This window comes from Pseudomonas putida (assembly GCF_003228315.1).
Taxonomy (GTDB): Bacteria; Pseudomonadota; Gammaproteobacteria; order Pseudomonadales; family Pseudomonadaceae; genus Aquipseudomonas; species Aquipseudomonas putida_S.
Genome location: NZ_CP029693.1, coordinates 4,350,390 through 4,375,059, shown reverse-complemented (window position 1 = coordinate 4,375,059; position 24,670 = coordinate 4,350,390). Strand labels below are relative to the sequence as shown.

Below are 24,670 nucleotides of genomic sequence, written 5' to 3'. Positions count from 1 at the left end.
TACCTGTAGGAGCGAGCATGCTCGCGATGGTTGTTAACGATGACGCGTGCTGACTGGTTGAACGCGGCGCTCTTGCGTCCATCGCGAGCAGGCTCGCTCCTACAGAAGATCGCCTTCGTTTAATCGAACGGCTTACGCGATTACACCCCCCGCCCCTTCCTCAACAACACATCCAACTGATCCACCACTTCCGCCCAGTCGGCATCATCCAGAATTTCATTGCGCAGCAGGTCTGCCTGGCACGGGCTCCAGAAAAAGGCGTCGGCCAGGTGCAGGTCCGGTTTTAGCGGTGAGTGGGTGGCGATGAATTTGTCGATGTTTTCGGCGTCGTCGGGCAGGCCGAGTTGTTTGAACAGGGATGGGAGGCTGTGGGTTGGGTTTTCCATGTCGGGCTCCTTTTTGTGGTTTGGGTGACCGCTGCGCGGTCAATCGCGAGCAGGCTTTGCTCCTACAGGTAATGCGTGCCCCTGTAGGAGCAAAGCTTGCTCGCGATGACGCTGGTAAAAAGCACCGCCAATCTAACTGCTCAACTCCCGCACCTGAGCATGGGGCACCATTTTCAGGAACTCGGGCATGTCCATGTGCAGCAGGTTGATGTGGTTGCCCGCTTCCAGATAGATATCCTTTTGCCGGGTCAACAGCGGGTCGATGACCACGTCCAGCCCATAGGCTTCGCCCAGGGCGGGCACGGCGCCGCGTTCGCAGTCTTCGAACAGGTGCGGCAGATTGCTTTCGCGGGAAACCTGCCACTCGCCGCTGCTGCGCACCTTGCTCAGGTCCAGGTGACGGCTGGCGGGGAGCACGGCCATCAGGTAGTGGCCATGGTGGTCGTCGAGGATGACCGATTTAGCGACCCGCTCGGCAGGAATGCCGGCGACCCGCGCCGTTTCGAGGCTGCTGGCCGAGTGGGGATGGGTGACGATGTCATATGCACATTGAGCCCTGTCGAGGCTGCGCTGCACGGTTTTTGCCATTCGCATGATTCACCTCCGTGCCCGCCAGGACGCTCGGCGGACGATGGTTGACGCTTTTCTTCGTACTCAAAGTCTAGGCCTGCAAGGGCGATCCGGCGGGAAATCCGCCCACCGGGCAGGTCGACATCCGGTCAAAATTCATACAACCGGCGCGTCAACTAAACTGTATACAGAACCACCAGCGGCTCTCCTGGAGGGTCACGTGAATACGCGCTGTTGTGCCATCGCCTGGTTGTTGCTGTTGAGTGCCTCCGCCCTCGCCGCGGACTCCGCCGCAGCACCGCCCCCCGACCCGATCGGCATGTGGCTGATCACCTTCGGTATCGCGTTTTTGATCGCCGAGGCCGCCCTGCCCAACTACGGCGTGTTCGGCCTGGGCGGGATCGTGATGTTCGTGATCGGCGCATTGATCCTGACCAATGCCCAGTTGCCCGTGCCCTTGATGATCGGCCTGGGCCTGCTCAGTGCGCTGCTGTTGATCGCCCTGCTGATCCGCGCCCTGAAAACCCGACCGCGCCATGCCGTCAGCGGTGATGCCGGGCTGCTGGGCAGTGTGGCGCCGGTGTTGGCGTTGCAAGCGGGCGACGCCTGTCACGGCTGGGTGCATTTGCAAGGCGAACGCTGGCAGGTTTCGAGCGCCAAGCCATTGCAGATCGGGCAACGGGTGCGGGTGGTGGCACGCAAGGGATTAATGCTGGAAGTGGCCGCGACTGACGCGGTATCGGTTGGAGAATAGTCATGGGCTTGCAGCTGGGTTTTGTCGCGCTCCTGTTGTTGCTGATCGCATTGGCCAGCGCGACCTTCCGCATCCTGCGCGAGTACGAGCGTGGGGTGGTGTTCCAGCTCGGGCGCTTCTGGCAGGTCAAGGGCCCGGGCCTGATCCTGCTGATTCCGGTCATCCAGCAAATGGTCCGCGTCGATTTGCGCACCGTGGTGCTGGACGTTCCGGCGCAGGACGTGATTACCCGCGACAACGTGTCGGTCAAGGTCAACGCCGTGCTGTATTTCCGCGTCCTTGATCCGCAGAAGGCGATCATCCAGGTCGAAGACTTCCTCATGGCCACCAGCCAACTGGCGCAAACCACCCTGCGCGCGGTTCTCGGCAAGCACGAACTCGATGAGCTGCTTGCCGAGCGCGAGCGGATGAACATCGATATCCAGCAAGTGCTCGACGCCCAGACCGACGCCTGGGGCATCAAGGTGGCCAACGTCGAAATCAAGCACGTCGACCTCAACGAATCGATGATCCGCGCCATCGCCCGCCAGGCCGAAGCCGAGCGTGAACGCCGGGCCAAGGTGATCCACGCCGAAGGCGAATTGCAGGCCTCGGAAAAACTCATGCAAGCCGCCGAAATGCTCGGTCGTCAGCCCGGCGCCATGCAGTTGCGCTACATGCAGACGCTAAGCTCGATTGCCGGCGACAAGAGCTCGACCATCGTCTTTCCGTTGCCGATCGAATTGCTCAAGGGGATGGCGGATCTGTCGCAGAAATCCTGAACGCCACTGCACCTGTAGGAGCGAGCCTGCTCGCGATGGGCGTTAACGATGACGCTGGGAGCCTGATACCCCGCGGTGTCTTGTCGTCCATCGCGAGCAGGCTCGCTCCTACAGTGGGGAAGGCTCTGCGCCCATCACGAACAACCGTGCCCGATTGTTACCCGCCTCGGTCTCACTGACTTTCTGCCAACCCTTGGGCAGCGGCGCGAATTCGTCGGGCTGATCGGCCGTGCTGATCAACCACACACGTCCCGTCCCTCTTGGCAATTGCTCGAGGTGATCGAGATAGATCCTCTGCGCATCACCATTGACCAGCGTGCCGAAGCCGTAATCATTCGGGCGACTGGAATTGCCATTGGCCAAGGGCGGCGTGTAAAGCATCGGCCTCGCATCGGTGCGGTTGTAATAGACATAGGGCATGTACCAGAGCATGTCGCTGATGACGATCCGGTCGCCCTCGACGTAGCGCTGGTTGATGAACTCGACCATCACGCTGGTCTGGTCATTCACATCCACCGTGGCGTTGGTTTTCAGCCCGACCAGTTCGGTGCCGATGAACAGCGCCAGCAACCCGAACGCGACGACGCGAAAACCCTCGAGCAAGCGATCGATGGCCAGCGCCATGATCAGCGGCAGGCCCAGTGCATAGGCGTTCAGATAACGCTCGATGAACACCGGTGAAATGAAGGACACACCGTAGACCAGCATCAGCGGCAGCAGTGTGTAGAGCGCCAGCAAGGCACTCCAGCGATAGCGGTTGCGATCACGCCAACCCGTTATCACGATCACGGCCAGCAACAGCGCCGGCAGCGCGCCGAACAGCAGCCAGGGCAGGCTTGCCCCATCGTCCTGAATCAGAAAGGTCCACACCATCGATGGCAGGGAGCTGAGCGTGACCGGCAATTCCCAGCCCACGTCACCATTGGCCTTGAGCTGGTCCATGTGCTGGATCAGGTCCATGAATTCAGGAATCCACGGGGCAAACAGCACCACGATGGCGACATTGGCCAGCCACCAGGCCGGGCGATTGATGAGTTTCAGGGGATGCGGCTGCAGGCGCAGCACCAGCAGATAAGCCCAATGGACAATGACGCACAACGCGGTGAAGTAATGGGTGTAGAAGCCGGCGGTCATCAGCAGCGCGTAAATCACCAGCGGCCGGGTGTGGCGCGGTTGCTTGACCCAATACACCAGCGCAATCGTCGCGCCGAGCAACCACACGCCCAGCAACGAATACATCCGCACTTCCTGGCTGTAGCGCACGGCGGTCGGCAACAGCGCCAGCATCAGCCCGGCCAGCAATGCCGCCCGGGGATTGGCGATCAATCGGACCAGCCACATGCCCAGCATCACCGCGGCAATACCCGGCAGCGCGCTCAGGCAGCGGATCGAGAAGATGCCGTCGCCAAACAGCTGGATCCAGCCATGGAGCAACATGAAATACAGCGGCGGGTGCACGTCGTGAGCGGCGTGAACCCAGATACCGCCCAGGGAGTACCGGCTCATCATCAGGCTGGATCCCTCATCGCCCCAGATGGCCGATGCGGTCAGGCCGTAAAAGCGCACTACGACGGCCAGCACCAGTACAACCAGACCACCGAGCAAGACGGGCGACCACTTCGGGTTGTCAGGCAACCGCCGGTTCACGCCCGTTCGCAAAGACTTGACCAGAGGCTCTTTGCTTTCCACTTCCACCATCCGTTTTCCATCCGCGCGGCCAAATCATTTTGCTCACTCTAGGCCACTGCCCCCTGCAATGTCGCGGTCTATACCGGCGAACCGATGAAGTGAGCGTCGGCCTCAGCGCTGCGCCGCCAGCGGATACACCGACTCCCATCCGCCACCCAGCGCCTTGTACAAGCCGACGGCGGCCAGCGATACGCCGGTGGAACTCTCGACCCATTGCTCCTGAGTCGCCAGCAACGCGCCTTGTACGGTGAGGACGTTGACGAAATCCACCACGCCTTCGGTGTACTGCCGCTGTGCAGTTTGCAAGGCGACCTGGTTCTGCCGTACCGCTTCGGCCAGGCTGTCGCGACGCAACTGACTGGCGTTGTAGGCGCTCAACTGGTCGTCGATTTCATGCCAGGCGCGCAGCACGGTTTGCTGGTAGGCGATGGCGGCTTCCTGTTGCTGGGCTTCGCGCAGATTCAGCACACCGCGCAGACGTCCGCCGTCGAACAATGGCAGGGTGAATTGCGGACCAATCCCAAATGCGCGCGAGTCCCAGGAGCCGAAATCGCTCAATTGCATGGCTTGTGAACCGATGTTGCCCGACAGGGTAATGCGTGGATAGAAATCGCCCTTGGCCACGCCGATGCTCGCGGTGGCGGCATGCAGGCGGGCTTCGGCCTGGCGAATGTCCGGGCGACGCTTGGCCAGTTGCGAGGGCAGGCCGATGGCGACCTGGCGCGGCGTCTGCGGTACCGGCGCGTCGGTGGACAATTCGCTTGCCAGCGCTTGCGGCGGTTCGCCCATCAACAGGCTCAAGGCGTTGATCAACTGTGCCTGGCGCTGCTCCAGCGCGGGCAGGCGCGATTCGATGGCGGCCACTTGCGCGGCGGCTTCGGCGACGTCCAGATCGGTAGCGACACCGTCGTTCAAGCGCAATTGCGACAGCTTCAAGCTGTGGCGAGCCACTTCAAGGTTCTGCTCGGTGACGGCCCGGGTGTTTTGCACGCCGCGCAGTTGAATGTAGTCCTGGGCGGTCTCGGCGAGCACTGACAGCAACACGCCTCGGCGGTCGTTTTCCGCGACTTCCAGCGTGGCGTCAGCGGCTTCGGTTTCGCGGCGCACCCGGCCCCACAAATCCAGCTCCCAGGAGGCCGAGAAGCCGGCATCCCACAGGTTGAATGCGGAGTTGCCGTTGTTCCCCGAGGGGTCCATCAGGCCTTCGCCGCTGTTGCGCTTGCGGCTGTAGCTGCCGGTAGCAGCGGTGGTCGGGTAGCGGTCGGCCGTGACCACCTGGCGCACAGCGCGGCTTTGCTCCAGGCGGCTGCTGGCGAGCTTCAGGTCGAGGTTATCGGTCAGGGCGCGCTGGCTCAGGGCCGCGAGTTTTGGATCGTTGAAGACTTCCCACCAGCGTTCGTTCAGGGCTTGGGTGATGGCCTGGCTGGGGGCGGCTTTGGATGGCTTGGTCCATTCGGCAGGTTGTCGGGCCTCGGGTTTCTGGAAGTCCGGGCCTACTGTGCAGGCGGAAAGGCTCATCACAAGCAAGGCACAAAGGGTGAGTCGGGGCTGATGGCCTCTTCGCGAGCAGGCTCGCTCCCACAGGGGATTGGCTTCTGCAGGGAGATTGCGTGTACGACACAGACCCAATGTGGGAGCGAGCCTGCTCGCGATGGCGCCGGCCCGGGCAGCAAAAATCCTCATCGCTGAACAACCTCATTCACCTTCACACTGGCCGTATCAATCCTTGCCTCCACCGACATCCCCACCCGCAGCCTCTCAGCCAACGGCTGCCCCGGTTCCAGCACGATCTTCACCGGAATCCGCTGCACGACCTTGGTGAAGTTACCCGTCGCGTTGTCCGGCTTGACCGCGGCGAAGGTCACGCCAGTTGCGGGGGCGATGCTTTCCACGCGTCCCTTCAATGCCTCGCCACCAAAGGTATCGACGCGCACTTGCACAACCTGCCCCGGCTGCACATGGGTCAACTGGGTTTCCTGGAAGTTGGCCACCACATAGGCCTGGGCCAGGGGCACCACCGCCAGCAGCTTGCTGCCCGGGGTGACATAGGCGCCGACACGCACGGCACGTTCGCCGACCATGCCATCCTGCGGCGCGACGATACGGGTGTAGGACAGATCGAAACTGGCGATTTCCAGTTTCGCCTGCGCCCGCTTCAATCCACCTTCAGCCCCGTCGCGCTGCGCAGTGAGGATGTCCACCTGCTTGCGCTCGGCGGCCAGTACCGCTGTGGCATTGGCCAAGCGAGCACTGGCCTGATCGATACGGGTACGCGCCTGCTGCGCGTTCTGCACGGTGCCTGCGCCCACTCCGGCCAGATGGCTGTAGCGATTGAGTTCCTGCTCGGCGAAGGCCATTTCCGCCTTGGCGGACACCACCGTCGCTTGCGCCTGGGCGATCACTGACGTCTGGCGTTCGAGGGTGGCCCTGGCGTTTTGCAACTGCGCCTGGGCCACCAACGCTTCAGCAGCGGCGGCATCGGCAGCAGCGCGCAGATCGCGATCATCGATCAGCGCCAGCAACTGTCCGGCCTTGACCTGTTGGTTGTCCTCCACCAGCACTTGCTTGATGAACCCGGCAACGCGCGGCACCACCAGCGTGTAATCCGCCGAGACATAGGCGTCGTTAGTGGTCTGTTGCGTGCGCTGGCCGAACAGGCCGGGCACCAGCAGATAAACCAGCGCGCCCACCGCGATCACGACGGCAACGCCCACCGCCACTTTTTGCCTGGATTGAGTCGTCATAAAAACCTCGGTTTCAGTGGAGCATTCAAGTCGGTGCGCGCGGCGGATAGATCCGCGTCGGCATCCAGAAAATCAGCAGGATCAGCGCGACGGCGATACCGGCCATGCACAGGTAGAGATCCGCAGAGGTCAGCACCACCGCCTGCTCGTGCAGGCGATGGGCGAGGCCGGCGCTGTCTGAGTCGATCAGGGGCGAGTTGCCGAGGCGATCCACCAGCATCGTCGAGTGAAAATGCAGCCGGGCGGTGGTCAGGGTCTCCAGCACGCCGGTGGCTATCACGGCCGCCAGGCCTTTCACGGTGTTGAACCAGGACGACGCGAACGGCCCGTCCATGGGGTTGATGCTGCCGGTCGAGAGCATCAGCAGCGGCAGCACCGCCATCGGCTGGCCGAAGATCTGCAGCAGCTGCAGTACATAGAAATCATCGCGAATCCACTCCGACGTCAGCTGCGATCCGCCGAGGCAGGACAACACCAGCATGCTCAGGCCAATCCCCAGCACCCAGCGACAATCGACCCATCGCAGGTTGCACAGCGCCGCCACCAACGGCAGCGCGATCAACTGTGGCAGCGCCGCCAGCAGCGTGATCGGCGCGGTCTGCACCGGGCGATAACCCTGGACCTGTGACAGGTAGCTGGACGGGATGATGATCACCGCCGTCAACACCACCAACACCCCGGCCAGGGTCAGCAAAGCGAACGTCAGGTTACGGATACCCAGCATCTGCATCTTGAAAAACGGCACCGGTTGCGACCACTCGTTGATCAGGAACGCCACCATCAGCAACGCACCACCTATCAGCAAGGCGCTGATCAGGTTCGATTCAAACCAGTCCAGCCGATTGCCCTGCAGGATGCCGATCACCAGCATGCAGATCGCCGGAAAACCCAACAGCAACCCGCGCCAGTTGAACTGCTTGAATCGCTCCAGCCGCAGCGGGTCCTGGGGGATGCCGTAGCCCACGGCAACCATGGCAATCAGGCAGGGAATGACGATTTGCCAGAAGGTCCATTGCCAGCCGACGTATTCGCTCCACAACCCCGCCAGCGGCGTGCCCAAGCCGGGGCCGAAGGTGGCGGTCAGGGTGTAGCCGGCCAGGCCGAAGACCTTCACATTGGCCGGCAGAAAACGCAGGGCGACGGTCATCAGCATTGGTGGCAGCGCGCCGCCGGCCAGGCCTTGCAAGGTGCGCAACACCAGCAGGCTTTCGTAGTTCGGCGCCAGCGGGCACAGCACGCCCAACAGGGTGAAGGCACTGATGGCGCAGAGGGTGAAACGGCGCAACGAGAATGTCACCGCACACCATGGCGCGAAGGCTGCGGCCGCTACCGAGGTCGCGGCATAGCTGGCGACCAGCCAGGTGCCTTCGTCATAGCCAATGCCCAGGCCGCCACGAATGTCGGCCAGCGCAACCTTGGTCACCATTTCATTCAGGCCCGCCACCAGCACCGCCAGCAGCACGCCCACCAGACCCACAATGATCCGCAGACCAAACACCGTGGGTGCGGCGGCCGGCGCGGGCGCAGCCAAAGGCACCGAGCCCGTTAAAGAGGTCATCGGTTCACAACTCCGAATTGATTGAGGTGGCAGTCTACGAAGGCGAATCGCTGACGAAAACTGACTTATTGGCAATGTATAAGTGCGCCTGGCGCAGCAATTGAATGATGAGATTCAGCGAAAACAGAACGCTGGCTCGAGAAGAAATGATGGGGAAAAATTAACACCGCCGTGTCGGAGGGACCACCATCCATAGGTGTTAGGACACTAACCCTTAACAACAAAGATCGCAGCCTTCGGCAGCTCCTACAGGGGAATGCGTACACCTGTAGGAGCTGCCGAAGGCTGCGATCTTTTGACTTTCAATTGGTTTGCGCGGCCAGCCAAGTCTCTTCGCAGCAGCGCTTGAGGGTTTCACGCAACCAACGGTGAGCGGGGTCGTTGTCGAATCGCGGATGCCAGGCCTGGCTCAGCACGACCGTCGGCAACGGGATCGGCAAGGTGAACGAACGCAATTTCATGCCCAGCCGGCGCACGCTCAACAGCGTTTCCCTGGGCACAGGCAGGATCAGATCGGTATCGGGCAGGGCGAACATCGCGGCATGGAAGCTTGGCGCGATCAGCGCCACATGCCGCTCCAAACCCAGTTCATTGAGTGCCGTATCGATCGGCCCGCGCGCGATGCCGCGACGGGACATGCTGATATGGGGGTAACGGGCAAATCGCTCGGCGGTGATCTCTTCATCGAGCAGCGGATGATCCTCGCGCACCAGGCCGACAAACTGCGTGGAAAACAGGTTCTGCACCTTCACTTCCGGCATTAGCGGGCGGTTATTGCTGACGCTCAAATCGATGCGCCCCTCGCGCAGGGAATCATCATCACCATCGCCCTCAGGCGCAAAACGCAATTCGCAATGCGGCGCCTGACGCTGCAGGGTGTCGAACAGCTTGCCGCCGTAGATGCCGACGAAGAAATCATTGGCCCGAATGCTGAATCGCCGACGCAAACTGCTCAGGTCCACGACCCGGGCCGCGTGAAACAATTGCTCGGCCTGCTCGACCAGATCCCGAACCTGATCGCGCAACTCCAGTGCCTTGGGCGTGGGCACCAGACCACGGCCGGCACGCACCAGAATTGGATCACCAATGGCTTCGCGGATACGCGTCAGGGTGCGGCTCATGGCGGCCGGGCTGAGGTTCATCCGCCGCGCGGCGCCGACGACGCTGCCCTCGTCGAGCAGGGCGTCGAGGGCGATGAGGAGGTTCATGTCGGGGAGTTGCATGACGAGCACTCTTGATTGATCAGAGCTGATTCAGACGCAATGCTAGCAAACATCCTTCGAGTGATGCGTTGGCAGGTCCGGCCTCTTCGCGAGCAGGCTCGCTCCTACAGTGGATCTGCGGTGGACGCAGATTTTGTGTTCAACACCAAACCCTGTGGGAACGGGCTTGCCCGCGATGAGGCCAGACCAGACAGCACACATTGATGCAACTATCGCTGCATCCCCCACCGCTTTACCGTCACCCGCTCCAGCGAATCGAACACCAAATTCTCCACCAGCAACCCAATCAGAATCACCACGGCCAACCCGGCAAACACCTTGTCGGTGTACAGCTCGTTGCGGTTCTGGAAGATATACCACCCCAACCCACCTTTCCCGCTGGTCGCGCCAAACACCAGCTCCGCCGCAATCAACGTACGCCAGGCAAACGCCCAGCCAATTTTCAGGCCGGCGAGGATCGATGGCAGCGCCGCCGGGATGAGGATGAACAGCACGAAGCGCATGCCTTTCAAGCCATAATTACGCCCGGCCATACGCAGGGTTTCGGAGACGCCGAGGAAGCCGGCATAGGTGTTCAGCGCCAGCGCCCAAAGTACCGAGTGCACCAGCACGAATATCAGGCTGTTCTGCCCCAGGCCGAACCACAGTAGCGCCAGCGGCAGCAGAGCGATGGCCGGCAGCGGGTTGAACATCGAGGTCAGGGTGCTGAGCAGGTCACGGCCAAACTGGGTCGAGACGGCCAGGGTGGTCAGGCCGAACGCCAGGACGATGCCGATCAGGTAGCCCTTGAGCAGTACCACCAGGGAAATCCAAACCTTGCCGAGCAACTCGCCGCTGAGCAGGCCGTCGTACAGCGCATGGGCGGTTTGCAGGAAGCTCGGCAGCAGCAGGTCGTTGTTCTGATAACGGGCGACCGCTTCCCACAGCACGGCAAGCAAAATCAGGATCAGGCTTTTGCGCAGCCAGCCCTGTTGCCACAGGCGTTGGCCGAGGGGCAATTCACGCTCCAGCGGCACGCTGGTCAGTGGCTGCAATACGGTTTCGAACGCTTCACGCGGGGATGATAAATGGCTCATCGGGCCCTCCTCTCAAATGGCTCAATAAGCGATGCGGATGTCGGCGAAATCCAGTTCGCGCTCGGTTTGCGCTGAATGGCCTTCAACGAACAACAACCGGTGAATACGCCGCGCCGACTCCTGAAACGCCACTCCGCCGAGGCTGTGCAAATCGTATTGATGGCTGTGCACTTCCGCCCTCACCCGCCCCGGATGTGGCGACAGCAACAGGATGCGATTGCCCACCACCAGCGCTTCTTCGATGGAGTGGGTGACGAACAGCAGCGTGAAGCGCACCTCTTCCCAGAGCAGCAGCAATTCTTCCTGCATCTTGCGGCGGGTGAGCGCATCGAGGGCGGCGAAGGGTTCGTCCATCAGGAGGATTTTTGGCTGCATGGCCAAGGCCCGGGCAATCGCGACCCGCGCTTTCATGCCGCCGGACAGGGTATGCGGATAGGCATCGGCGAACGCTGCCAGCCCCACTTTTTCCAGGTAGTGCAGCGCGCGTTCTTCGGCCTCTTTGCGTTTGAGGGTTTTCGACGCCAGCAGCGGAAACATCACGTTCTGTTTGACGGTTTTCCACGGTGGCAGCTGATCGAATTCCTGGAACACCACGATCCGGTCAGGCCCCGGCGCATTCACGCGCTGGCCTTGCAGGCGGATCTCGCCTTCGACCGGCTGGATGAATCCGGCGGCGGCCTTGAGCAAGGTCGACTTGCCGCAACCGGAGGGACCGAGCAGGACAAAGCGGTCCGCCGGGTCGATCTCGAAACTGACTTGATGGGTCGCCCGCACGACGCGCTGCGGCGTGCGGTATTCCAGGCTGACGTTATCGACCGACAGCAGCGCTTGGGCTGCCGTGGCCGGTTTGCTGACCGTGTGGCCTTGCAAGGGGGCGTTCATGGGGGTCAGCTCCCTTGCAACGGTTTGGCGTCCTGGAAGAAGTAATCCTTCCACGAATCCGGTTTGTTTTTGATCGCGCCGACGCGGTAGAGGAATTCGGCCAGCGGGTAGGTGTTTTTCGGCGTGACACTGAATTCGAACTGCGGGTTGTCGATGATTTTCAGCAACTCGGCACGGTCGATTTTCGCCTTGGTGACGCGGATGTACGTGTCTGCCACCGCGCCTTTGTCATTCTGAGCAAACGTGGCCGCTTCGGTCAGGGCGTCGATGAAGGCTTTGTAGGTTTTCGGGTTTTCGTTGCGGAATTTCTCGGTGGCGAACAGCACCGTTGGCGAGTTCGGGCCGAGCAGGTCATAGGTGTTGAGCACCACGTGCACGTTCTTGTTTTCCAGCGCCTGATCCTGGAACGGCGGGTTGGAGAAATGCCCGGTCAGTTCGGTACCGCCAGCGATCAGCGCCGCCGTGGCATCCGGGTGCGGAACGGCGATGGTGTACTTGTCGAGGCGGTTGAACTCCTTGTCACCCCACTGCTTGGCAGCGGCGTATTGCAGGAAGCGCGACTGCACGGAAACGCCCACCGCCGGCACCGCGATGCGGTCCTTCTCGGTGAAATCGGCAATGGTTTTGACGTTCGGATTGTTGCTCACCAGGTAGTACGGGAAGTTGCCCAGGGAGGCCACGGCCTTGACGTTCTGTTTGCCGTGGGTGCGGTCCCAGATGGTCAGCAGCGGGCCGACGCCGGCACCGGCAATGTCGATGGAACCGGAGAGCAACGCATCGTTGACCGCCGCGCCGCCGGAGAGCTGGGTCCAGTCAACCTTGATGTCGATGCCTTCCTGCTTACCGTACTTCTCGATCAGGTTTTGATCGCGCACGACGTTGAGCAGCAGATAGACGATGCCGAACTGTTCGGCGATGCGGATCTCACCTTCGGCGTGGGCCACGGTCGGCGCCACCAGGCTGCCGGCGATCAGGCTGAAACCCAGGCCGATGGCCGCGGCCAGCGGTGCGAATGGAAGACGTTTGGACATGTTCGGATCTCCGGCAAATCAGAAAGGCGCGTCGCCCTGGATGGTGGTGCGATACAGCTTGCGGCGCAGATGGCTGGGGCAGCCGGCGGCAAGGTGGATCAGCGAACGGTTGTCCCAGAACACCAAGTCGTGGGGCTGCCATTGGTGGCGGTAGATGTTTTGCGGCAACACGCTATGGGCGTAGAGCTCGGCCAACAGTTGCTGGCTTTCGTCATCGGGCAGGCCGACGATGCGGGTGGTGAAACCCTCGCTGACGAACAGCGCCTTGCGGCCGTTTTCCGGGTGCGTGCGTACCACCGGATGAATGACTTCGGCGACTTGGGCGAGCTGTTCCGGGGTCAGGGTCGGGCGCCAGTTGCCTTCGAATTTGGTCTCGCTGTAACGAGCCGTATAGGAGTGCGCCGCCGAGCGGCCTTCGACCGCCTTGCGCAGTGCCTCGGGCAGGCTGTCCCAGGCTTTGTGCATGTCGGCGAACAGGGTGTCGCCGCCTTCCGATGGCAGCTCCTGGGCGTGCAGCATCGAGCCCAGACTCGGCAGTTCCTTGTAGGAGAGATCGGAGTGCCAGAACTTGCCGGCATCACCCAGGCCAATGTTCTGGCCGTTCTCGACGATGTTGGAAACGATGAGGATTTCCGGGTGCCCGGCCAGCAAAAACTGCTTGAGCACGTGAATCTGCAACACGCCAAAACGGCGACTGAAGGCGATCTGTTGTTCGGGGGTGATGCGCTGGTCGCGGAACACCACGACGTGATGGTCCAGGTGCGCGCGGTGAATGCGCGCAAAGTCCTGATCGTTGATCGGACGAGACAAGTCGAGGCCGATGATTTCGGCCCCCACCGCACCGCTGAACGGGCGGATTTCAAAGTGTTGTGGCGCGATGACGGGCGATGCTGAAACGGCTGACATAAATCACTCCCACGCACGGCACGCTCAAGGGCGCGCGCGTCGATCAGAAACTCACGGAGGTCCCGTGTTGGTTCGTGTCGTGCGGCGCGCCGATTGGTCGGCAGGTACGCAGGGTTGTGACTTTATAGATATAAGAACGTGATTTTAAATACCGTTAGTGAATAACCATATGGCGTATTTCGCCTATGCTGCTGACAGCATGACGCTGTTCACTTCCGAGGGATGCTCCATGTTCTACGTGCAACGCAATACAGAAGGGCAACTGATGCGCGTCGAAGCCGAAGCCTATGCCGAGTCCACGGAAACGCTGCCGGCCGACCACCCTGACCTGCAGGCCTGGTTCGCCAACGAAGTCATGGCCACCAGCCTCAAGCAGCTCAAGCAGATAAAACAGCTCAAGCAACTCAAGCAGAGCGACCTGGAGATGATCCGGGTACTTGATGACTTGATCGAGGTGTTGATCAGCAAGGGTGTGATTCTGGTCACCGATTTGCCGGCTGCCGCACAGGCCAAATTGATGGACCGGACCCAGGCCCGGGAAGCGTTGGGGGGGTTGAGTCATTTGGTGGATGATGATGAGGAAGGGTTTATCTAAACCTCGGGCTCTTCAGCGTCGGTACTGCCGCCATCGCGAGCAGGCTCGCTCCTACAGTTGATCTGTGGTGACCACAACATTTGTGTACAACGCAGATCCATTGTGGGAGCGAGCCTGCTCGCGATGACGGCATGACATTCAACTCAAATCCCAAGTCTTACTGCCAAGGCCTCGGCTCACCCACCAACCGCCCCTGAGCCCCATACACCCCCATCTCCCGAATCACCGCCAGCTCGCCCTCGGTTTCAACTTGCTCGGCAATTAGCGGCAAATCGATGCTGTGGGCCGCGCGCTGGATGGCTTCGATGAACAGGCGCTTGTCGCTCTCCCGGTCGATGGCGCGGATGTAGCTGCCGTCGATCTTCAGATACGCCAGGCCGAGCCGCGCCAGATTGCCGATCATGCTGAAGCGACCGCCAAAGTGCTGCAGGCTCAAGGAGAACCCGAGGCTGCGCAAACGCCGGGTCAGGTCTTCCAACTGGGCTTGCTCCGGCAATTGTTCTTCGCCGATTTCCAGGGTCAGGCGCGGCCCCAGGTTGGAGTGCGAACGCAGCAGGTCGAGCAGCGCATTCAACGCCTGCGGATCATTGAGGGTGGCCGACGACAGGTTCAGCGCCAGCGACGCTTCGTGATAGTCCATCTGCTCCAACACCAATTCCAGCATCAGGCGATCGAGCCGCGCGGCCCAGCCGAAGCGCTGCAGCCACGGCAGGAAGCGCCCCGCCGCAACGCTCTGGCCCTGGTCATCGATCAGTCGTGACAGCACTTTGTAATGCAGCACCAGTTGCGTGTCCTGACTGGCGACCACCGGCTGGAAGTACAGGCGAAAGCGCCGTTGGTTCAGGGCCTGATCCAACAGGTTGTGCCAGGCATGGTGATCATCGCCGACATCGACCGAAGCGCTGTGATCCAGGCAGACCCAACGTGAATCCACCTGGCCTTCGGCCTGCGCCAATGCCTGGTCCGCGAGGCTGAGCACCGCTTGCGGTGTGTCGCCGTGAACAAAGGGTGCCAGACCGATGGCGGCGACCGAGGCCACGTCGGTGGCGCCGGTCGCATGCAGGCTGGACAGTGCCGTGTCGAGGTGTTGCGCCAGTTGCAGCGCTTCTTCGCGCATCAACCCTGGTGCCAGCACCGCGAACTCGCCGCCACGGATACGCGTGACGAGGTTTTGCGTGGCCGGATAGCGGGCGCATTCACGGGATAATTGCTCGCCCACCGCCTGCAGCAAGGCGTCGGTACGCTGACCGCCCAGGCGCTGGTTGAGGCCTGCCAGATCCTGTACCCGCAGCAACAACAGGTAACCGGAGCTGGCCTGTTCCGGGTTGCTCACTCGCGCATTCAGTTGCATCTCGAAATAGCGCCGGTTGGCGAGCCCCGTCAGGTTGTCCTGATAGGACTCGGTCCGAAGTTTTTCGCTGCGCTCGGCCTGTTCCTGGAACAGCGCCTTGAGCTTCTCGACCATCTGGTTCATGGCCTGCACCACACGTCGCAGCTCAGGCGTGCGCGGCAGTTGCGGCAGACTGAGAAACTCGCGACGGGCGATAGCGTGGGATTGTTGCACCATGTAGTCGAGCGGCTTGAGTTGCCGGCGCAGCAGCAGCGCTCCCAGCACCGCGCTGACCACGCCGCAGATCAACAGCCAGGCCAGGCTGCCCAGCGCGCTTTGCCACAGCTTGGCCAGGGCGAACATCGGGTGGCTGACCACCTCGACTCGCGCCGCCTGCTCCCAACCACGGCTGACAATTGCGTCGCCGCCGGCAGCCTCCAGGCCAATCAGCCTGACGAACCAGTCCGGCACATGGGTATCGGCGGGGATGCCACTGCGCTCGACCAGCGGCTTGCCAGTGGATAGATCGATCACGCGGATGCTCGCGTAGTAACCGCTGTCGAAAATCGAGCTGACCAGCAGCTCGGTCATCGCCGGGTCGTCGATGTTCGGCGTCAGTGACAACGCCAAGGCCGTCGCGGCGTCCTGGGCGTGGGAGCGCAGTTGGTTGACGTATTGGGTGCGCGAGCTTTCCAGGCTGACCATGAAGCTGCCGGTGAAGGCGACGACCAGGAACAGACAGATTGCGATCAATAGCTGTTTGAACAAGGACATCTGTGGGCATGCTCCTAGTGAGTGGTCTCGACCGGAAATCCTTCGGCCTGCATTTTCTTCAGCAGATCCTGCCAACGTGACAGGCGCTTGGTATCACCGACCTTCTGGTTGCCCTTGGCGCCCGGCAACCACAAGCCTTCTGCATTGAAAGCGTAGACCGGCAGCAAGTCCGTACGCTCGCTGGCCGGCTGGATACTGTCCGTGAGGCTGTCGAGCACCAGCGGCATGGCGTTCGGGCTTGCGTAATACGTCAGCACCATGTGCGCACGATTCAGGCGCAGAGCCTTTACATAGGTGATGCGCAATTTGTCACTGGCCACCCCGAGATGGCGCAAGCTGAAATACTTGGCAATAGCGTAGTCTTCGCAATCACCTGCGCCTTTCCACAAGGCTTCGATTGGCGTTTCCCAGTAATCGACCTGATGCCACAGGTCAATGTCTTCGACGTAGCGCATGTGCTGATTGAAGAATCGATTGACCCGGTTGAGCTGTTGCAGCTCGCCGATTGACTGCTGGCTGGTCAACATCTGTTGCCAATCATCAATACGCTTCTGACCTTCACCCAAAGGTCCGTACAATGCCTGCGCCCGACGGCTGATGAGGGAAAAATCCCAATCAGGCTGCGCATCGCCCAACACATCGCCCAGCAGCACGCCAGCGAGCAGCAACACGCCGCACAGCCCGCGTAACAACCGGGTGATCGGGAAAGGTAGAGCCAATGCAAGGCACCGTGAACAGGCAGGTGGAAGTCGGCTGATGGTGTAGCTTAGCCCTCGAAAAAACAATGGCACGGTGAGATCACCCGCGGCGGGCTAAACTTAGGAAGAGCCCGGATGCTGCAGGTTTGACAAGCCGTCAGGTGGTACTAGTGTCAGTTGGATCCAAAAATATCTCAGTCAATCAGGGTGCGTTGTAGTGACACAAAAGCCCAACCCTCTCAGCAGCATCAAGGTCGACGGGCCGATTCCGGCGCATCTGGCTCGCTCAATCATTGAAGAGACCTTGCGTGCGGCGATTCTGGATGGTCGCCTGCCTTGCGGCATTGCCCTGCGCCAACAGGATCTGGCCGATCTGTTCGGGGTCAGCCGCATGCCCGTGCGTGAAGCCTTGCGCCAACTCGAAGCCCAGTCGCTGCTCAACGTGATTGCCCATAAAGGGGCGGTGGTTGCGCCCCTGGTCCAGGGCGATGCCGTGGAAACCTATGCGCTGCGCATTCTGCTGGAGTCCGAGGCCCTGCGCCTTTCGATCCCGCATTTGGAAAGCGCGGACCTGGAACAGGCATCCCGTTACATCGATGAGTTGGAAACGGAACACGACTACACCGAAATCGGTCGCCTCAATCGTCTATTCCACATGTCGCTGTACTGCAAGGCAGGCAATAAACGCCTGTTGAACCTGGTAGAGGACGGGTTGAACGAGGAGGAACGCTTCCTGCGTTTCAACCTGGAGGCCATGGGGCTGGGCAAACTGTCCCAGGAAGACCACCGCGCATTGTTGCGAGCCGCAGAAAGCCGCGACGTTGATGCCTCGGTAGAGTTGCTGACACATCACCTCAATCGCGGCGTCGAGGTCATTACCCGCTACCTCAACAGCCCTGAAGCCCAGAAAAGAAACATTCCAAAATAAAATCGGTTTTTCGTAGGAACATGGCTTGCCCGCGATGGCGCTCTCGATGACGCCATCGCGGGCAAGCCATGCTCCTACGAAAAGCGGTTCGTTGCACAATTCACTTACAAAACCCCCTTCTTTATGTCCCTCCCCGATCCCCGCTCCACGGTGATCGCCGCTGCCTTGAATTACGCTAAATCCTGGGTCGACAACGAGCCATGAACGGGCGGTACCTGCAGCAGTGACGCAGACCCCACACCAGGAACCAGCGGAAGGAGTCTTGCCACGGGATTGGAGAGTGTCGACGCCACTCTCGGCTCTCTGACATCCCCCTTAAATCACCTCAACGAACGCCATGGAAAGTTGCTTCGAGTGAGGCATTCACTCTTTATAAAAAATTCTGACTTATATAAACCGGAAGAAGTAACTACGCACAAATAAAACTTTAATCAAAAGTCTTATTGGAAGTTATCGCACTAGAAAAAGTTGAACTTCTAAATACTTATAAAATAACTTGCCCCACACTAAATTCGTGTACTAACTTTTCCTTCGCCATCGCCGCATAAGGCCTACGGGCGCAAAACCAGCATTTGTAGTTATCAATACACATCAATCCTTTTGAGGCACCTGCTCGCCAAAAGAAAACTTTCAATTGCGATCAACCCGTGCCCAAACACAACTTCCGATCACTAAAGGATGTATCCATGAACGCAACTAAAGAACGGCTGGAACAAAGAAAATCCGAACTTGGCGCGCATCCCATTTTCTCCGAAATCAATTCGCTGTCGGTATTGCAGCGCTTCATGGAAAGCCATGTGTTTGCCGTTTGGGATTTCATGTCGCTGACCAAACGCCTGCAACAGGAACTGACCTGCACGCACCTGCCCTGGCTGCCGCCACGCGATCCACAGGCCGCACGGTTGATCAATGAAATCGTGCTGGGTGAAGAGTCCGACGACCGTCCGGCCCGGGGTCACTACAGCCATTTCGAGTTGTACCTGGATGCCATGCGCGAAGTCGGCGCCAGTACCGCCGCCGTGGAGCGCTTCGTGGCGCTGCAACGTGAAGGCGTGAGCCATGACGTTGCGCTGCAAAGCGTGGAAGTCGACCCGGCGACGGCGCGCTTCGTTCGCCATACCCTGCACATTGCGCTGCATGCGCCGGTGCACAGTGTCGCGGCGGCGTTCCTGCACGGTCGCGAGAGCGTGATCCCGCAGATGTTCCAGCGCATTCTCGATGACTGGGGTATCGGCATTGAGCAGGCCCCGACCTTTCGCTACTACCTCGAGCGGCACATTGAAGTCGACTCGGAGGACCACGGCCCCGCCGCGGAAAAACTCCTGGCACGGCTGATCGGGTCCGATCCGCAGCGTGAAGAAGAGATGTACGCCAGCTCCCTCGCCGCCGTGGAAAGCCGCATCGCCCTGTGGGACGGCCTGCGCCTGAGCATGAGTGATCTGCTGGTGGAGGTGAACGCATGAACGCCGCCGACTACCTGTCGTTCGCCGATGCCTGGGAGAGTCGCGCCACCATCCGCACTCGCCCCCGTCGTCTGCTCGAGAACGACGACAAACTGATCTACCCCTTGAGTCGTCAGCCGCTGGTGCTTAGCGAAACATTCCTGCGCGAATGCCCTGAGCAGCGTGATTTTGCGCTGGTGCAGACGCTGTACAAATTCATCAACGACGTGGTGATTTTCGAAACCGAGATCGTCGACAAGACCGCGCGCAGCATCGCCAAGAATCGCTTCGACGTGATCTTCCCGTTTGCCTGTCGCTACGACGCCATGACCGTGGTCGTCGACGAGGATTACCACGCGCTGGTGGCCATGGATTTCATGCAGCAGACCGTGGCCATGACGGGCATCGAGCCCATCGAGCTGCCGGACGAGATCGAACTGAACCGGGCGATTCCGGCAGCCATTGAGCTCGCACCACCCCATCTGCGCAGTGCCGTGGAACTGATTTGCGTGGCCATCGCGGAGAACACCGTCACCGGTGACGTCGCCGCGTTCGCCAAGGACGACACGGTCAAGCAATCGATCAAGGGGCTGATGGCCGACCACTTGCTCGACGAAGGCCGGCACTCCGGCTTCTGGTCGCGGATGGTGCGCATCTACTGGCACACCGCGAGTGAAGACGACCGCCAGTGCATCGCGCAGGTCCTGCCGGCGTTCATCGGCCATTACCTGACCAACGATATTCAGAAGTCCTTCGACTTGCGCCTGATCAACGCCTTGCCGATCAGCGACGCGGCGCGCCATGCGTTGCGCAACGAAGTGTCAGGGCTGGCCTTCCCGATCAATCGGCACCACCCGCTGGTGGCCAACATCATGCGGTTCTTCCACAGCAGTTCGCTGCTCGATTCGCCGTGCGTGCAAAGCGCATTGGGCGACTACCTGATTTGACGAGGAGGACATCATGAGACGTCTCGACATTCTGCTCATTGGACGAAGCCAGGCACTGACCGACCTGCAGCAGGAACTGGAACAACATGGACATACACCAGTCCGGGTGACGACGCTTGATGATCCTGCGCCGGTCAGTGCGGACCTGCTGATCGATGATGCAAGCCTCGATTGGCCGCTGCTCAGTGACGCACCGCGCCTGACGCTGCAATTGGGTATCGATCTGCCCGGCGCGTCGGGCCTGCCTTCACTTGGCCTGTTGCTCACAGTCGATTCCAGGAGGTTGCACTGCGTGGCGATCGCCGATGACGCTTCGGGTAATGGCCAGGCATTGCGTCTACACGCCGTCGCGGAGATGGTTGATCAAGTGGCCTTGCTGGTCAGTCGCTATTCACGGGATGCCGAGTATTTCAGGTTCGCCGAACCGAATGCCTGCGTTCATTTCGAAAGGATTGAAAGCCTGCTGTTTCTCGACAGTCTCGCGTTCGTTCATCAGCGCAACGCGACGGCCGACTCTCGATTGCTGACCCTGGCTCAAGTGCCGATGATCGAGCGCCTTGAACAGCGCTTCATCGAGTGCGCCCGGCGACCAGCGCTGACGGTTGCCGGCAGCACGATGGACTATCGCCAATTGCATACCCTCAGCCTCGCTATCCAGCAGCGCTTGCAACCCTTGCTCGATCAACAGGAAGGGCCGTTGGTGGTGGGCATTTGCCTGCCCAAATGCAGCGCATTGTACGCGGGGATTCTGGCGATCCTGGGCTGCGGCGCGGTGTACCTGCCGTTGGAGCCGAGCCATCCGCTGCAGCGTCAGCAGTACATCCTGTCGAACGCGGGTGCGGCGGTGCTGCTGCATGACGGGCAGCATCCGCTGGCGGCTCTCCTGCCAGGACTGGACATCACCACCATCGACACGGAGGGGGTGAGTCTCGACCAGCCTCTGATGCGTTATCGGCCTCATTCCGTTGCGCCGTGCATGGCGCTGTACACCTCGGGCACTACCGGCCAACCCAAGGGCGTACTGCTCAGTCAGGCCAATCTTGCCCATTTCACAGCCTGGTACGCCGACTATGTACAACTGACCGAACAGAGTCGGGTGCTGCAGTTTTCCTCGCTGAGTTTTGACTCATCGCTGATCGACATTTTTCCGACCTTGTTGCAGGGCGCCGAGTTGATCGTGCCTGATGAGGGGCAGCGTCGCGATCCGCTGCAACTGGTGGAGCTGATCCGTCAGCATCGGCTGAGCCATGCGTTTTTGCCGCCGGCGCTGCTGAGCATTTTACCGCTGGAGCAACTGCGCGATCTCGACCATGTGATGACCGGGGGCGATGTTTGCGAGCCGTGGGTCATCGAGCAACTGACCCGCCAGGGCAAGCTCTACAACCTCTATGGGCCGACTGAAGCCACGGTGCTGGTCACCGCGCGTCAGATGCGGGCTGGCGACCACAATCGTTCCCTGGGCGGGCCGATCGCCAACAGTCAGGTGTTGATTCTTGATGAGAATTTACAGCCGGTGATCGAGCAAACGGTTGGCGAGTTGTACATCATCGGGCCGGGGGTGTGCCTGGGTTACTTGAACGATCCACAACAGACCGCGGAGCGCTATTTGCATCTGGACCTGCCGGAGGGTGGGAGCCTGAGGGCCTATCGCACGGGTGATATGGCGAAGTGGACGGCAGACGGGATCGAGTTGTGTGGTCGGCGTGACAATCAGGTGAAGATCCGCGGTTTTCGGGTCGAGCCGGAGGAGATCGAGCGCTGCCTGCGCGACAGCCAGTTGTACCGCCAGGTGGCGGTAGTGATCGACAGCCAGCGGCGGATTCTGGCCTTCCTCGCCCAGCCTCGAGAAGGCGGGGCTGGCGACGCGCGTGAGGTGCTGCGGTCCCATGCGACGCAGCGTCTGCCGGACTATATGCAGCCTGTTGCGTGGACTGAGCTGGCGAACATGCCGTATGGGAGTAACGGCAAGGTGGATCGCAAGGCGTTGCTGTCGTTGCCGGTCAGCTTTAGCGGGAGCAGCGAGCGATGTCTGCCGGTCAATGCCGATGAAGCGTTGTTGCGGGAGATATGGGCCGAGTTGCTGGACTTGCCGGCGAGCGATATTTCAACGGACGAAAGCTTTTTCAATCTCGGCGGTCATTCGATCCTGTTGTCGCGCATGTTGCTGCGCTTACGTGAGGCGTTCGGTCGTAGCATCTCGATCAACCGTTTCATCGAACTGCCCACTATCACGAAGCTGGCGACGCTGGTCCGTGGTTGTGGAACTGAAGAAGTGTTGAGCGAACAGGCCTTGGCTGATGCCTCGCGAGAGCTTCAGGTGCAGCCGCTGCCTATGGGGTGTCTGGGCGATGTGCACAAGGTGATTGTTACCGGTGCCAACAGCTTTGTCGGGGTGCATATCGTCGAGGCGCTGCTGGCGTGGGGTGCGAGCGAAGTGGCGTGTCTGGTCCGCGACAGTCATGGGCAATCGGCTGCCGAGCGTTTTACCCAGGCACTGCGAGAGAACCGACTGGAGCATCTGGACCTGAGTCGGGTACGGGTTTATGCGGCGGACATCACTCAGCCATTCCTGGGGCTCTCACAGGAGGTTTACGAACGGCTGGATCGGGAGTTCGGCGCACTGGTGCACAACGCCGCCAACGTCAATCACGTGCTCGATTACGAGTCGCTGGCACGGGATAACGTCGAGCCGATTTTCGAGTGTCTGCGATTGTGTGAGGGGCGCAGCAAAAAGATCTTCAACTTCGTTTCGACGCTCTCGGCTTCCAGCACGATGGCCAGCGACGGCAGGGTGCTTGAAGTGCCCGCGGCACAGACTCCGCCGATCTACATCAAGAATGGCTACAACCTGTCGAAGTGGGTGGGTGAGCGGATTCTCGAGCGCGCCCGCGAGCGCGGTGTGTGGGTCAACCTCTATCGCCCGGGCAACATCAGCTTTAACAGCCTCTCGGGCGTGTGCCAGCCGCACAAGAACCGTTTGATGCTGATGCTCAAGGGTTCGATTCAACTCGGTCAGGTGCCGGAGTTGGAACTCAATTTCGATTTGATGCCGGTGGACTTTCTCGCTCGCTTCATCGCATTCCATGCCAGCCGCTATCAGCCGGAAAAGGCGGTGTTCAACCTGCACAACCCCGAGCCTCTGAGCTGGGACAGCTATGTGGCGTCCTTTCGTGAATCAGGCCGGGAATTCTCTCTGGTCAGCGTCGCCGACTGGCAGCGGCAACTGGGCCGGGTCGATAGCGATAACGCGTTGTTCGGTGTGCTGGGGTTCTATCTCAACGGCTTCGAGGAAGACATCGGTGACATCTCGATGATTGGTCACGACAACGCCCGGGCCGGGGTTCGGCAGATGGGTGCGCGTTATCCGGAAAAATCAGCGGCGTTGCTGCGGCGTGGATGCGACTACCTCAAGGAAATCAATTTCATTTGATTCATCACAACCAGGAGCAAGACCATGATCAATCTGAAACCCGATACCCTGATCAAGAATCCGAATGGCTGTCATGTTGTTTCTTCAGTGGAGGTTCCCGCCGATGCCGTGAAGGTCTGGGCGGTGGTCGGCAACTTTGCCGGATTTGACCAGTTCATTCCGGCGCTGTCGCATATCGAGATGACAGGGGGAGGTGTGTCGTCCTTGCGCAAGAAGTTCTTCAAGGATGGCAATGTGGTGGTTGAGCAACTCAATTCCCGCGATGATCGGGTCATGAATATGACTTGGACCACGATCTACAACACTTTGGGTGTGCTCAATTTGTGGGCGGCGATGCAGGTTGAGGCTGTGGGTCCGGGCCGATCCATCGCGACCTGGAGCATTGTTGCCGAACCTGTGCAGGGTGACGCTGAAGCCGGTTTCAAGGCATTCGTTCAGGGGTTTGCCGATGATGCGATGGGGAATGTGTTGAGGCTGTTTGCCTGACGCTTTTGGTTAGCCAGAAAAGACAAAACCCCAACTGCTTTCGCAATTGGGGTTTCGGAATTCAATCTTGACGATGACCTACTCTCACATGGGGAAACCCCACACTACCATCGGCGATGCATCGTTTCACTTCTGAGTTCGGGATGGGATCAGGTGGTTCCAATGCTCTATGGTCGTCAAGAAATTCTGTGACCAGCCCGTTACGAGCGTAACGTTCCGGTGAAAATTGGTGACTTCTACTAAAACAAAACCCCAACTGCTTTCGCAATTGGGGTTTCGGAATTTAATCTTGACGATGACCTACTCTCACATGGGGAAACCCCACACTACCATCGGCGATGCATCGTTTCACTTCTGAGTTCGGGATGGGATCAGGTGGTTCCAATGCTCTATGGTCGTCAAGAAATTCTTGAGCTGACGCGTCTTTCAACGTTCCAGCGAATCGGGTATGTGACAGCTT

21 protein-coding genes and 2 rRNA genes are annotated in these 24,670 nt (G+C 60.4%); 8 read left to right on the top strand and 15 right to left on the bottom strand.

What is annotated here, in order from left to right:
• Positions 1-140: 140 nt before the first annotated feature.
• Positions 141-386, bottom strand: coding sequence for a DUF2789 domain-containing protein (locus tag DKY63_RS20515; RefSeq protein WP_110965749.1), 246 nt, complete (start codon positions 384-386; stop codon positions 141-143).
• Between the two features lie 132 nt (positions 387-518).
• Positions 519-980 (bottom strand): aminoacyl-tRNA deacylase, encoded by a 462-nt coding sequence (locus DKY63_RS20510; RefSeq protein WP_110965748.1) that lies wholly within the window; start codon positions 978-980, stop codon positions 519-521.
• Positions 981-1,176: 196 nt separating this feature from the next.
• On the opposite strand from DKY63_RS20510, the gene DKY63_RS20505 reads away from it, so the two are divergent.
• Positions 1,177-1,710: an NfeD family protein gene (locus DKY63_RS20505; RefSeq protein ID WP_204354250.1), complete on the top strand. Its 534-nt coding sequence runs from the start codon at positions 1,177-1,179 to the stop codon at positions 1,708-1,710.
• Between the two features lie 2 nt (positions 1,711-1,712).
• Positions 1,713-2,471 (top strand): slipin family protein, encoded by a 759-nt coding sequence (locus tag DKY63_RS20500; RefSeq protein WP_110965746.1) that lies wholly within the window; start codon positions 1,713-1,715, stop codon positions 2,469-2,471.
• Positions 2,472-2,579: 108 nt separating this feature from the next.
• Here the strand turns inward: DKY63_RS20500 and DKY63_RS20495 are convergent, their stop codons facing one another.
• From DKY63_RS20495 to DKY63_RS20455, 9 genes are all read right to left on the bottom strand, one after another.
• Entirely contained in the window at positions 2,580-4,169 is a 1,590-nt protein-coding gene (locus DKY63_RS20495) for a glycosyltransferase family 39 protein (RefSeq protein WP_110965745.1), read from the bottom strand.
• Positions 4,170-4,271: 102 nt separating this feature from the next.
• Complete coding sequence (locus DKY63_RS20490) at positions 4,272-5,843, bottom strand: efflux transporter outer membrane subunit (protein ID WP_110965744.1); 1,572 nt, start codon at positions 5,841-5,843, stop codon at positions 4,272-4,274.
• Entirely contained in the window at positions 5,840-6,904 is a 1,065-nt protein-coding gene (locus tag DKY63_RS20485; protein WP_110965743.1) for an HlyD family secretion protein, read from the bottom strand. The genes DKY63_RS20490 and DKY63_RS20485 overlap by 4 nt, the downstream gene beginning before the upstream one ends.
• A 25-nt stretch (positions 6,905-6,929) precedes the next feature.
• A complete protein-coding gene (locus DKY63_RS20480; RefSeq protein WP_110965742.1) occupies positions 6,930-8,462 on the bottom strand; it encodes an MFS transporter in 1,533 nt (510 codons plus the stop codon).
• Positions 8,463-8,764: 302 nt separating this feature from the next.
• Positions 8,765-9,685, bottom strand: coding sequence for a LysR family transcriptional regulator (locus tag DKY63_RS20475; protein ID WP_110965741.1), 921 nt, complete (start codon positions 9,683-9,685; stop codon positions 8,765-8,767).
• Between the two features lie 209 nt (positions 9,686-9,894).
• Positions 9,895-10,761, bottom strand: a complete 867-nt coding sequence (locus tag DKY63_RS20470) for an ABC transporter permease (RefSeq protein ID WP_110965740.1) — start codon at positions 10,759-10,761, stop codon at positions 9,895-9,897.
• A gap of 21 nt (positions 10,762-10,782) precedes the next feature.
• Complete coding sequence (locus DKY63_RS20465; protein WP_110965739.1) at positions 10,783-11,643, bottom strand: ABC transporter ATP-binding protein; 861 nt, start codon at positions 11,641-11,643, stop codon at positions 10,783-10,785.
• Positions 11,644-11,648: 5 nt separating this feature from the next.
• Complete coding sequence (locus tag DKY63_RS20460; RefSeq protein WP_110965738.1) at positions 11,649-12,674, bottom strand: ABC transporter substrate-binding protein; 1,026 nt, start codon at positions 12,672-12,674, stop codon at positions 11,649-11,651.
• Between the two features lie 18 nt (positions 12,675-12,692).
• The gene (locus DKY63_RS20455; RefSeq protein ID WP_110965737.1) at positions 12,693-13,580 is read right to left on the bottom strand and encodes a TauD/TfdA dioxygenase family protein; all 888 of its coding nucleotides are present in this window, start codon (positions 13,578-13,580) and stop codon (positions 12,693-12,695) included.
• Positions 13,581-13,809: 229 nt separating this feature from the next.
• On the opposite strand from DKY63_RS20455, the gene DKY63_RS20450 reads away from it, so the two are divergent.
• Positions 13,810-14,175 carry a tryptophan synthase subunit beta gene (locus DKY63_RS20450; RefSeq protein WP_110967954.1) on the top strand — a complete coding sequence of 122 codons (366 nt, stop codon included), beginning with the start codon at positions 13,810-13,812 and terminating at the stop codon, positions 14,173-14,175.
• A gap of 157 nt (positions 14,176-14,332) precedes the next feature.
• Here DKY63_RS20450 and lapD read toward each other — a convergent pair whose 3' ends face one another.
• Positions 14,333-16,279 (bottom strand): cyclic di-GMP receptor LapD, encoded by a 1,947-nt coding sequence (gene lapD / locus DKY63_RS20445; RefSeq protein ID WP_110965736.1) that lies wholly within the window; start codon positions 16,277-16,279, stop codon positions 14,333-14,335.
• Between the two features lie 14 nt (positions 16,280-16,293).
• Entirely contained in the window at positions 16,294-16,998 is a 705-nt protein-coding gene (lapG, locus tag DKY63_RS20440) for a cysteine protease LapG (protein ID WP_110965735.1), read from the bottom strand.
• Positions 16,999-17,194: 196 nt separating this feature from the next.
• Here lapG and DKY63_RS20435 point away from each other — a divergent pair, with 196 nt between their 5' ends.
• From DKY63_RS20435 to DKY63_RS20415, 5 genes are all read left to right on the top strand, one after another.
• Positions 17,195-17,905 carry a GntR family transcriptional regulator gene (locus DKY63_RS20435; RefSeq protein WP_110965734.1) on the top strand — a complete coding sequence of 237 codons (711 nt, stop codon included), beginning with the start codon at positions 17,195-17,197 and terminating at the stop codon, positions 17,903-17,905.
• A 686-nt stretch (positions 17,906-18,591) separates the two neighbouring features.
• Positions 18,592-19,368: a DUF3050 domain-containing protein gene (locus DKY63_RS20430; protein WP_110965733.1), complete on the top strand. Its 777-nt coding sequence runs from the start codon at positions 18,592-18,594 to the stop codon at positions 19,366-19,368.
• The gene (locus DKY63_RS20425) at positions 19,365-20,294 is read left to right on the top strand and encodes a diiron oxygenase (protein WP_110965732.1); all 930 of its coding nucleotides are present in this window, start codon (positions 19,365-19,367) and stop codon (positions 20,292-20,294) included. Before DKY63_RS20430 ends, DKY63_RS20425 begins: the two co-directional genes overlap by 4 nt.
• Before the next feature lie 13 nt (positions 20,295-20,307).
• Positions 20,308-23,724, top strand: coding sequence for a non-ribosomal peptide synthetase (locus tag DKY63_RS20420; protein WP_110965731.1), 3,417 nt, complete (start codon positions 20,308-20,310; stop codon positions 23,722-23,724).
• Positions 23,725-23,748: 24 nt separating this feature from the next.
• Positions 23,749-24,210 carry an SRPBCC family protein gene (locus tag DKY63_RS20415; protein ID WP_110965730.1) on the top strand — a complete coding sequence of 154 codons (462 nt, stop codon included), beginning with the start codon at positions 23,749-23,751 and terminating at the stop codon, positions 24,208-24,210.
• Positions 24,211-24,275: 65 nt separating this feature from the next.
• Here DKY63_RS20415 and rrf (DKY63_RS20410) read toward each other — a convergent pair.
• A 5S ribosomal RNA gene (gene rrf / locus DKY63_RS20410) occupies positions 24,276-24,391 on the bottom strand.
• Positions 24,392-24,497: 106 nt separating this feature from the next.
• A 5S ribosomal RNA gene (gene rrf / locus DKY63_RS20405) occupies positions 24,498-24,613 on the bottom strand.
• Positions 24,614-24,670: the final 57 nt, after the last annotated feature.

Coding starts and splice junctions, on each gene's coding strand:
- DKY63_RS20515 (WP_110965749.1), bottom strand. CDS start 386: ATGGAAAACCCAACCCACAGCCTCCCATCCCTGTTCAAACAACTCGGC.
- DKY63_RS20510 (WP_110965748.1), bottom strand. CDS start 980: ATGCGAATGGCAAAAACCGTGCAGCGCAGCCTCGACAGGGCTCAATGT.
- DKY63_RS20500 (WP_110965746.1), top strand. CDS start 1,713: ATGGGCTTGCAGCTGGGTTTTGTCGCGCTCCTGTTGTTGCTGATCGCA.
- DKY63_RS20495 (WP_110965745.1), bottom strand. CDS start 4,169: ATGGTGGAAGTGGAAAGCAAAGAGCCTCTGGTCAAGTCTTTGCGAACG.
- DKY63_RS20490 (WP_110965744.1), bottom strand. CDS start 5,843: ATGAGGATTTTTGCTGCCCGGGCCGGCGCCATCGCGAGCAGGCTCGCT.
- DKY63_RS20485 (WP_110965743.1), bottom strand. CDS start 6,904: ATGACGACTCAATCCAGGCAAAAAGTGGCGGTGGGCGTTGCCGTCGTG.
- DKY63_RS20480 (WP_110965742.1), bottom strand. CDS start 8,462: ATGACCTCTTTAACGGGCTCGGTGCCTTTGGCTGCGCCCGCGCCGGCC.
- DKY63_RS20475 (WP_110965741.1), bottom strand. CDS start 9,685: ATGCAACTCCCCGACATGAACCTCCTCATCGCCCTCGACGCCCTGCTC.
- DKY63_RS20470 (WP_110965740.1), bottom strand. CDS start 10,761: ATGAGCCATTTATCATCCCCGCGTGAAGCGTTCGAAACCGTATTGCAG.
- DKY63_RS20465 (WP_110965739.1), bottom strand. CDS start 11,643: ATGAACGCCCCCTTGCAAGGCCACACGGTCAGCAAACCGGCCACGGCA.
- DKY63_RS20460 (WP_110965738.1), bottom strand. CDS start 12,674: ATGTCCAAACGTCTTCCATTCGCACCGCTGGCCGCGGCCATCGGCCTG.
- DKY63_RS20455 (WP_110965737.1), bottom strand. CDS start 13,580: ATGTCAGCCGTTTCAGCATCGCCCGTCATCGCGCCACAACACTTTGAA.
- DKY63_RS20450 (WP_110967954.1), top strand. CDS start 13,810: ATGTTCTACGTGCAACGCAATACAGAAGGGCAACTGATGCGCGTCGAA.
- lapD (WP_110965736.1), bottom strand. CDS start 16,279: ATGTCCTTGTTCAAACAGCTATTGATCGCAATCTGTCTGTTCCTGGTC.
- DKY63_RS20430 (WP_110965733.1), top strand. CDS start 18,592: ATGAACGCAACTAAAGAACGGCTGGAACAAAGAAAATCCGAACTTGGC.
- DKY63_RS20425 (WP_110965732.1), top strand. CDS start 19,365: ATGAACGCCGCCGACTACCTGTCGTTCGCCGATGCCTGGGAGAGTCGC.
- DKY63_RS20420 (WP_110965731.1), top strand. CDS start 20,308: ATGAGACGTCTCGACATTCTGCTCATTGGACGAAGCCAGGCACTGACC.
- DKY63_RS20415 (WP_110965730.1), top strand. CDS start 23,749: ATGATCAATCTGAAACCCGATACCCTGATCAAGAATCCGAATGGCTGT.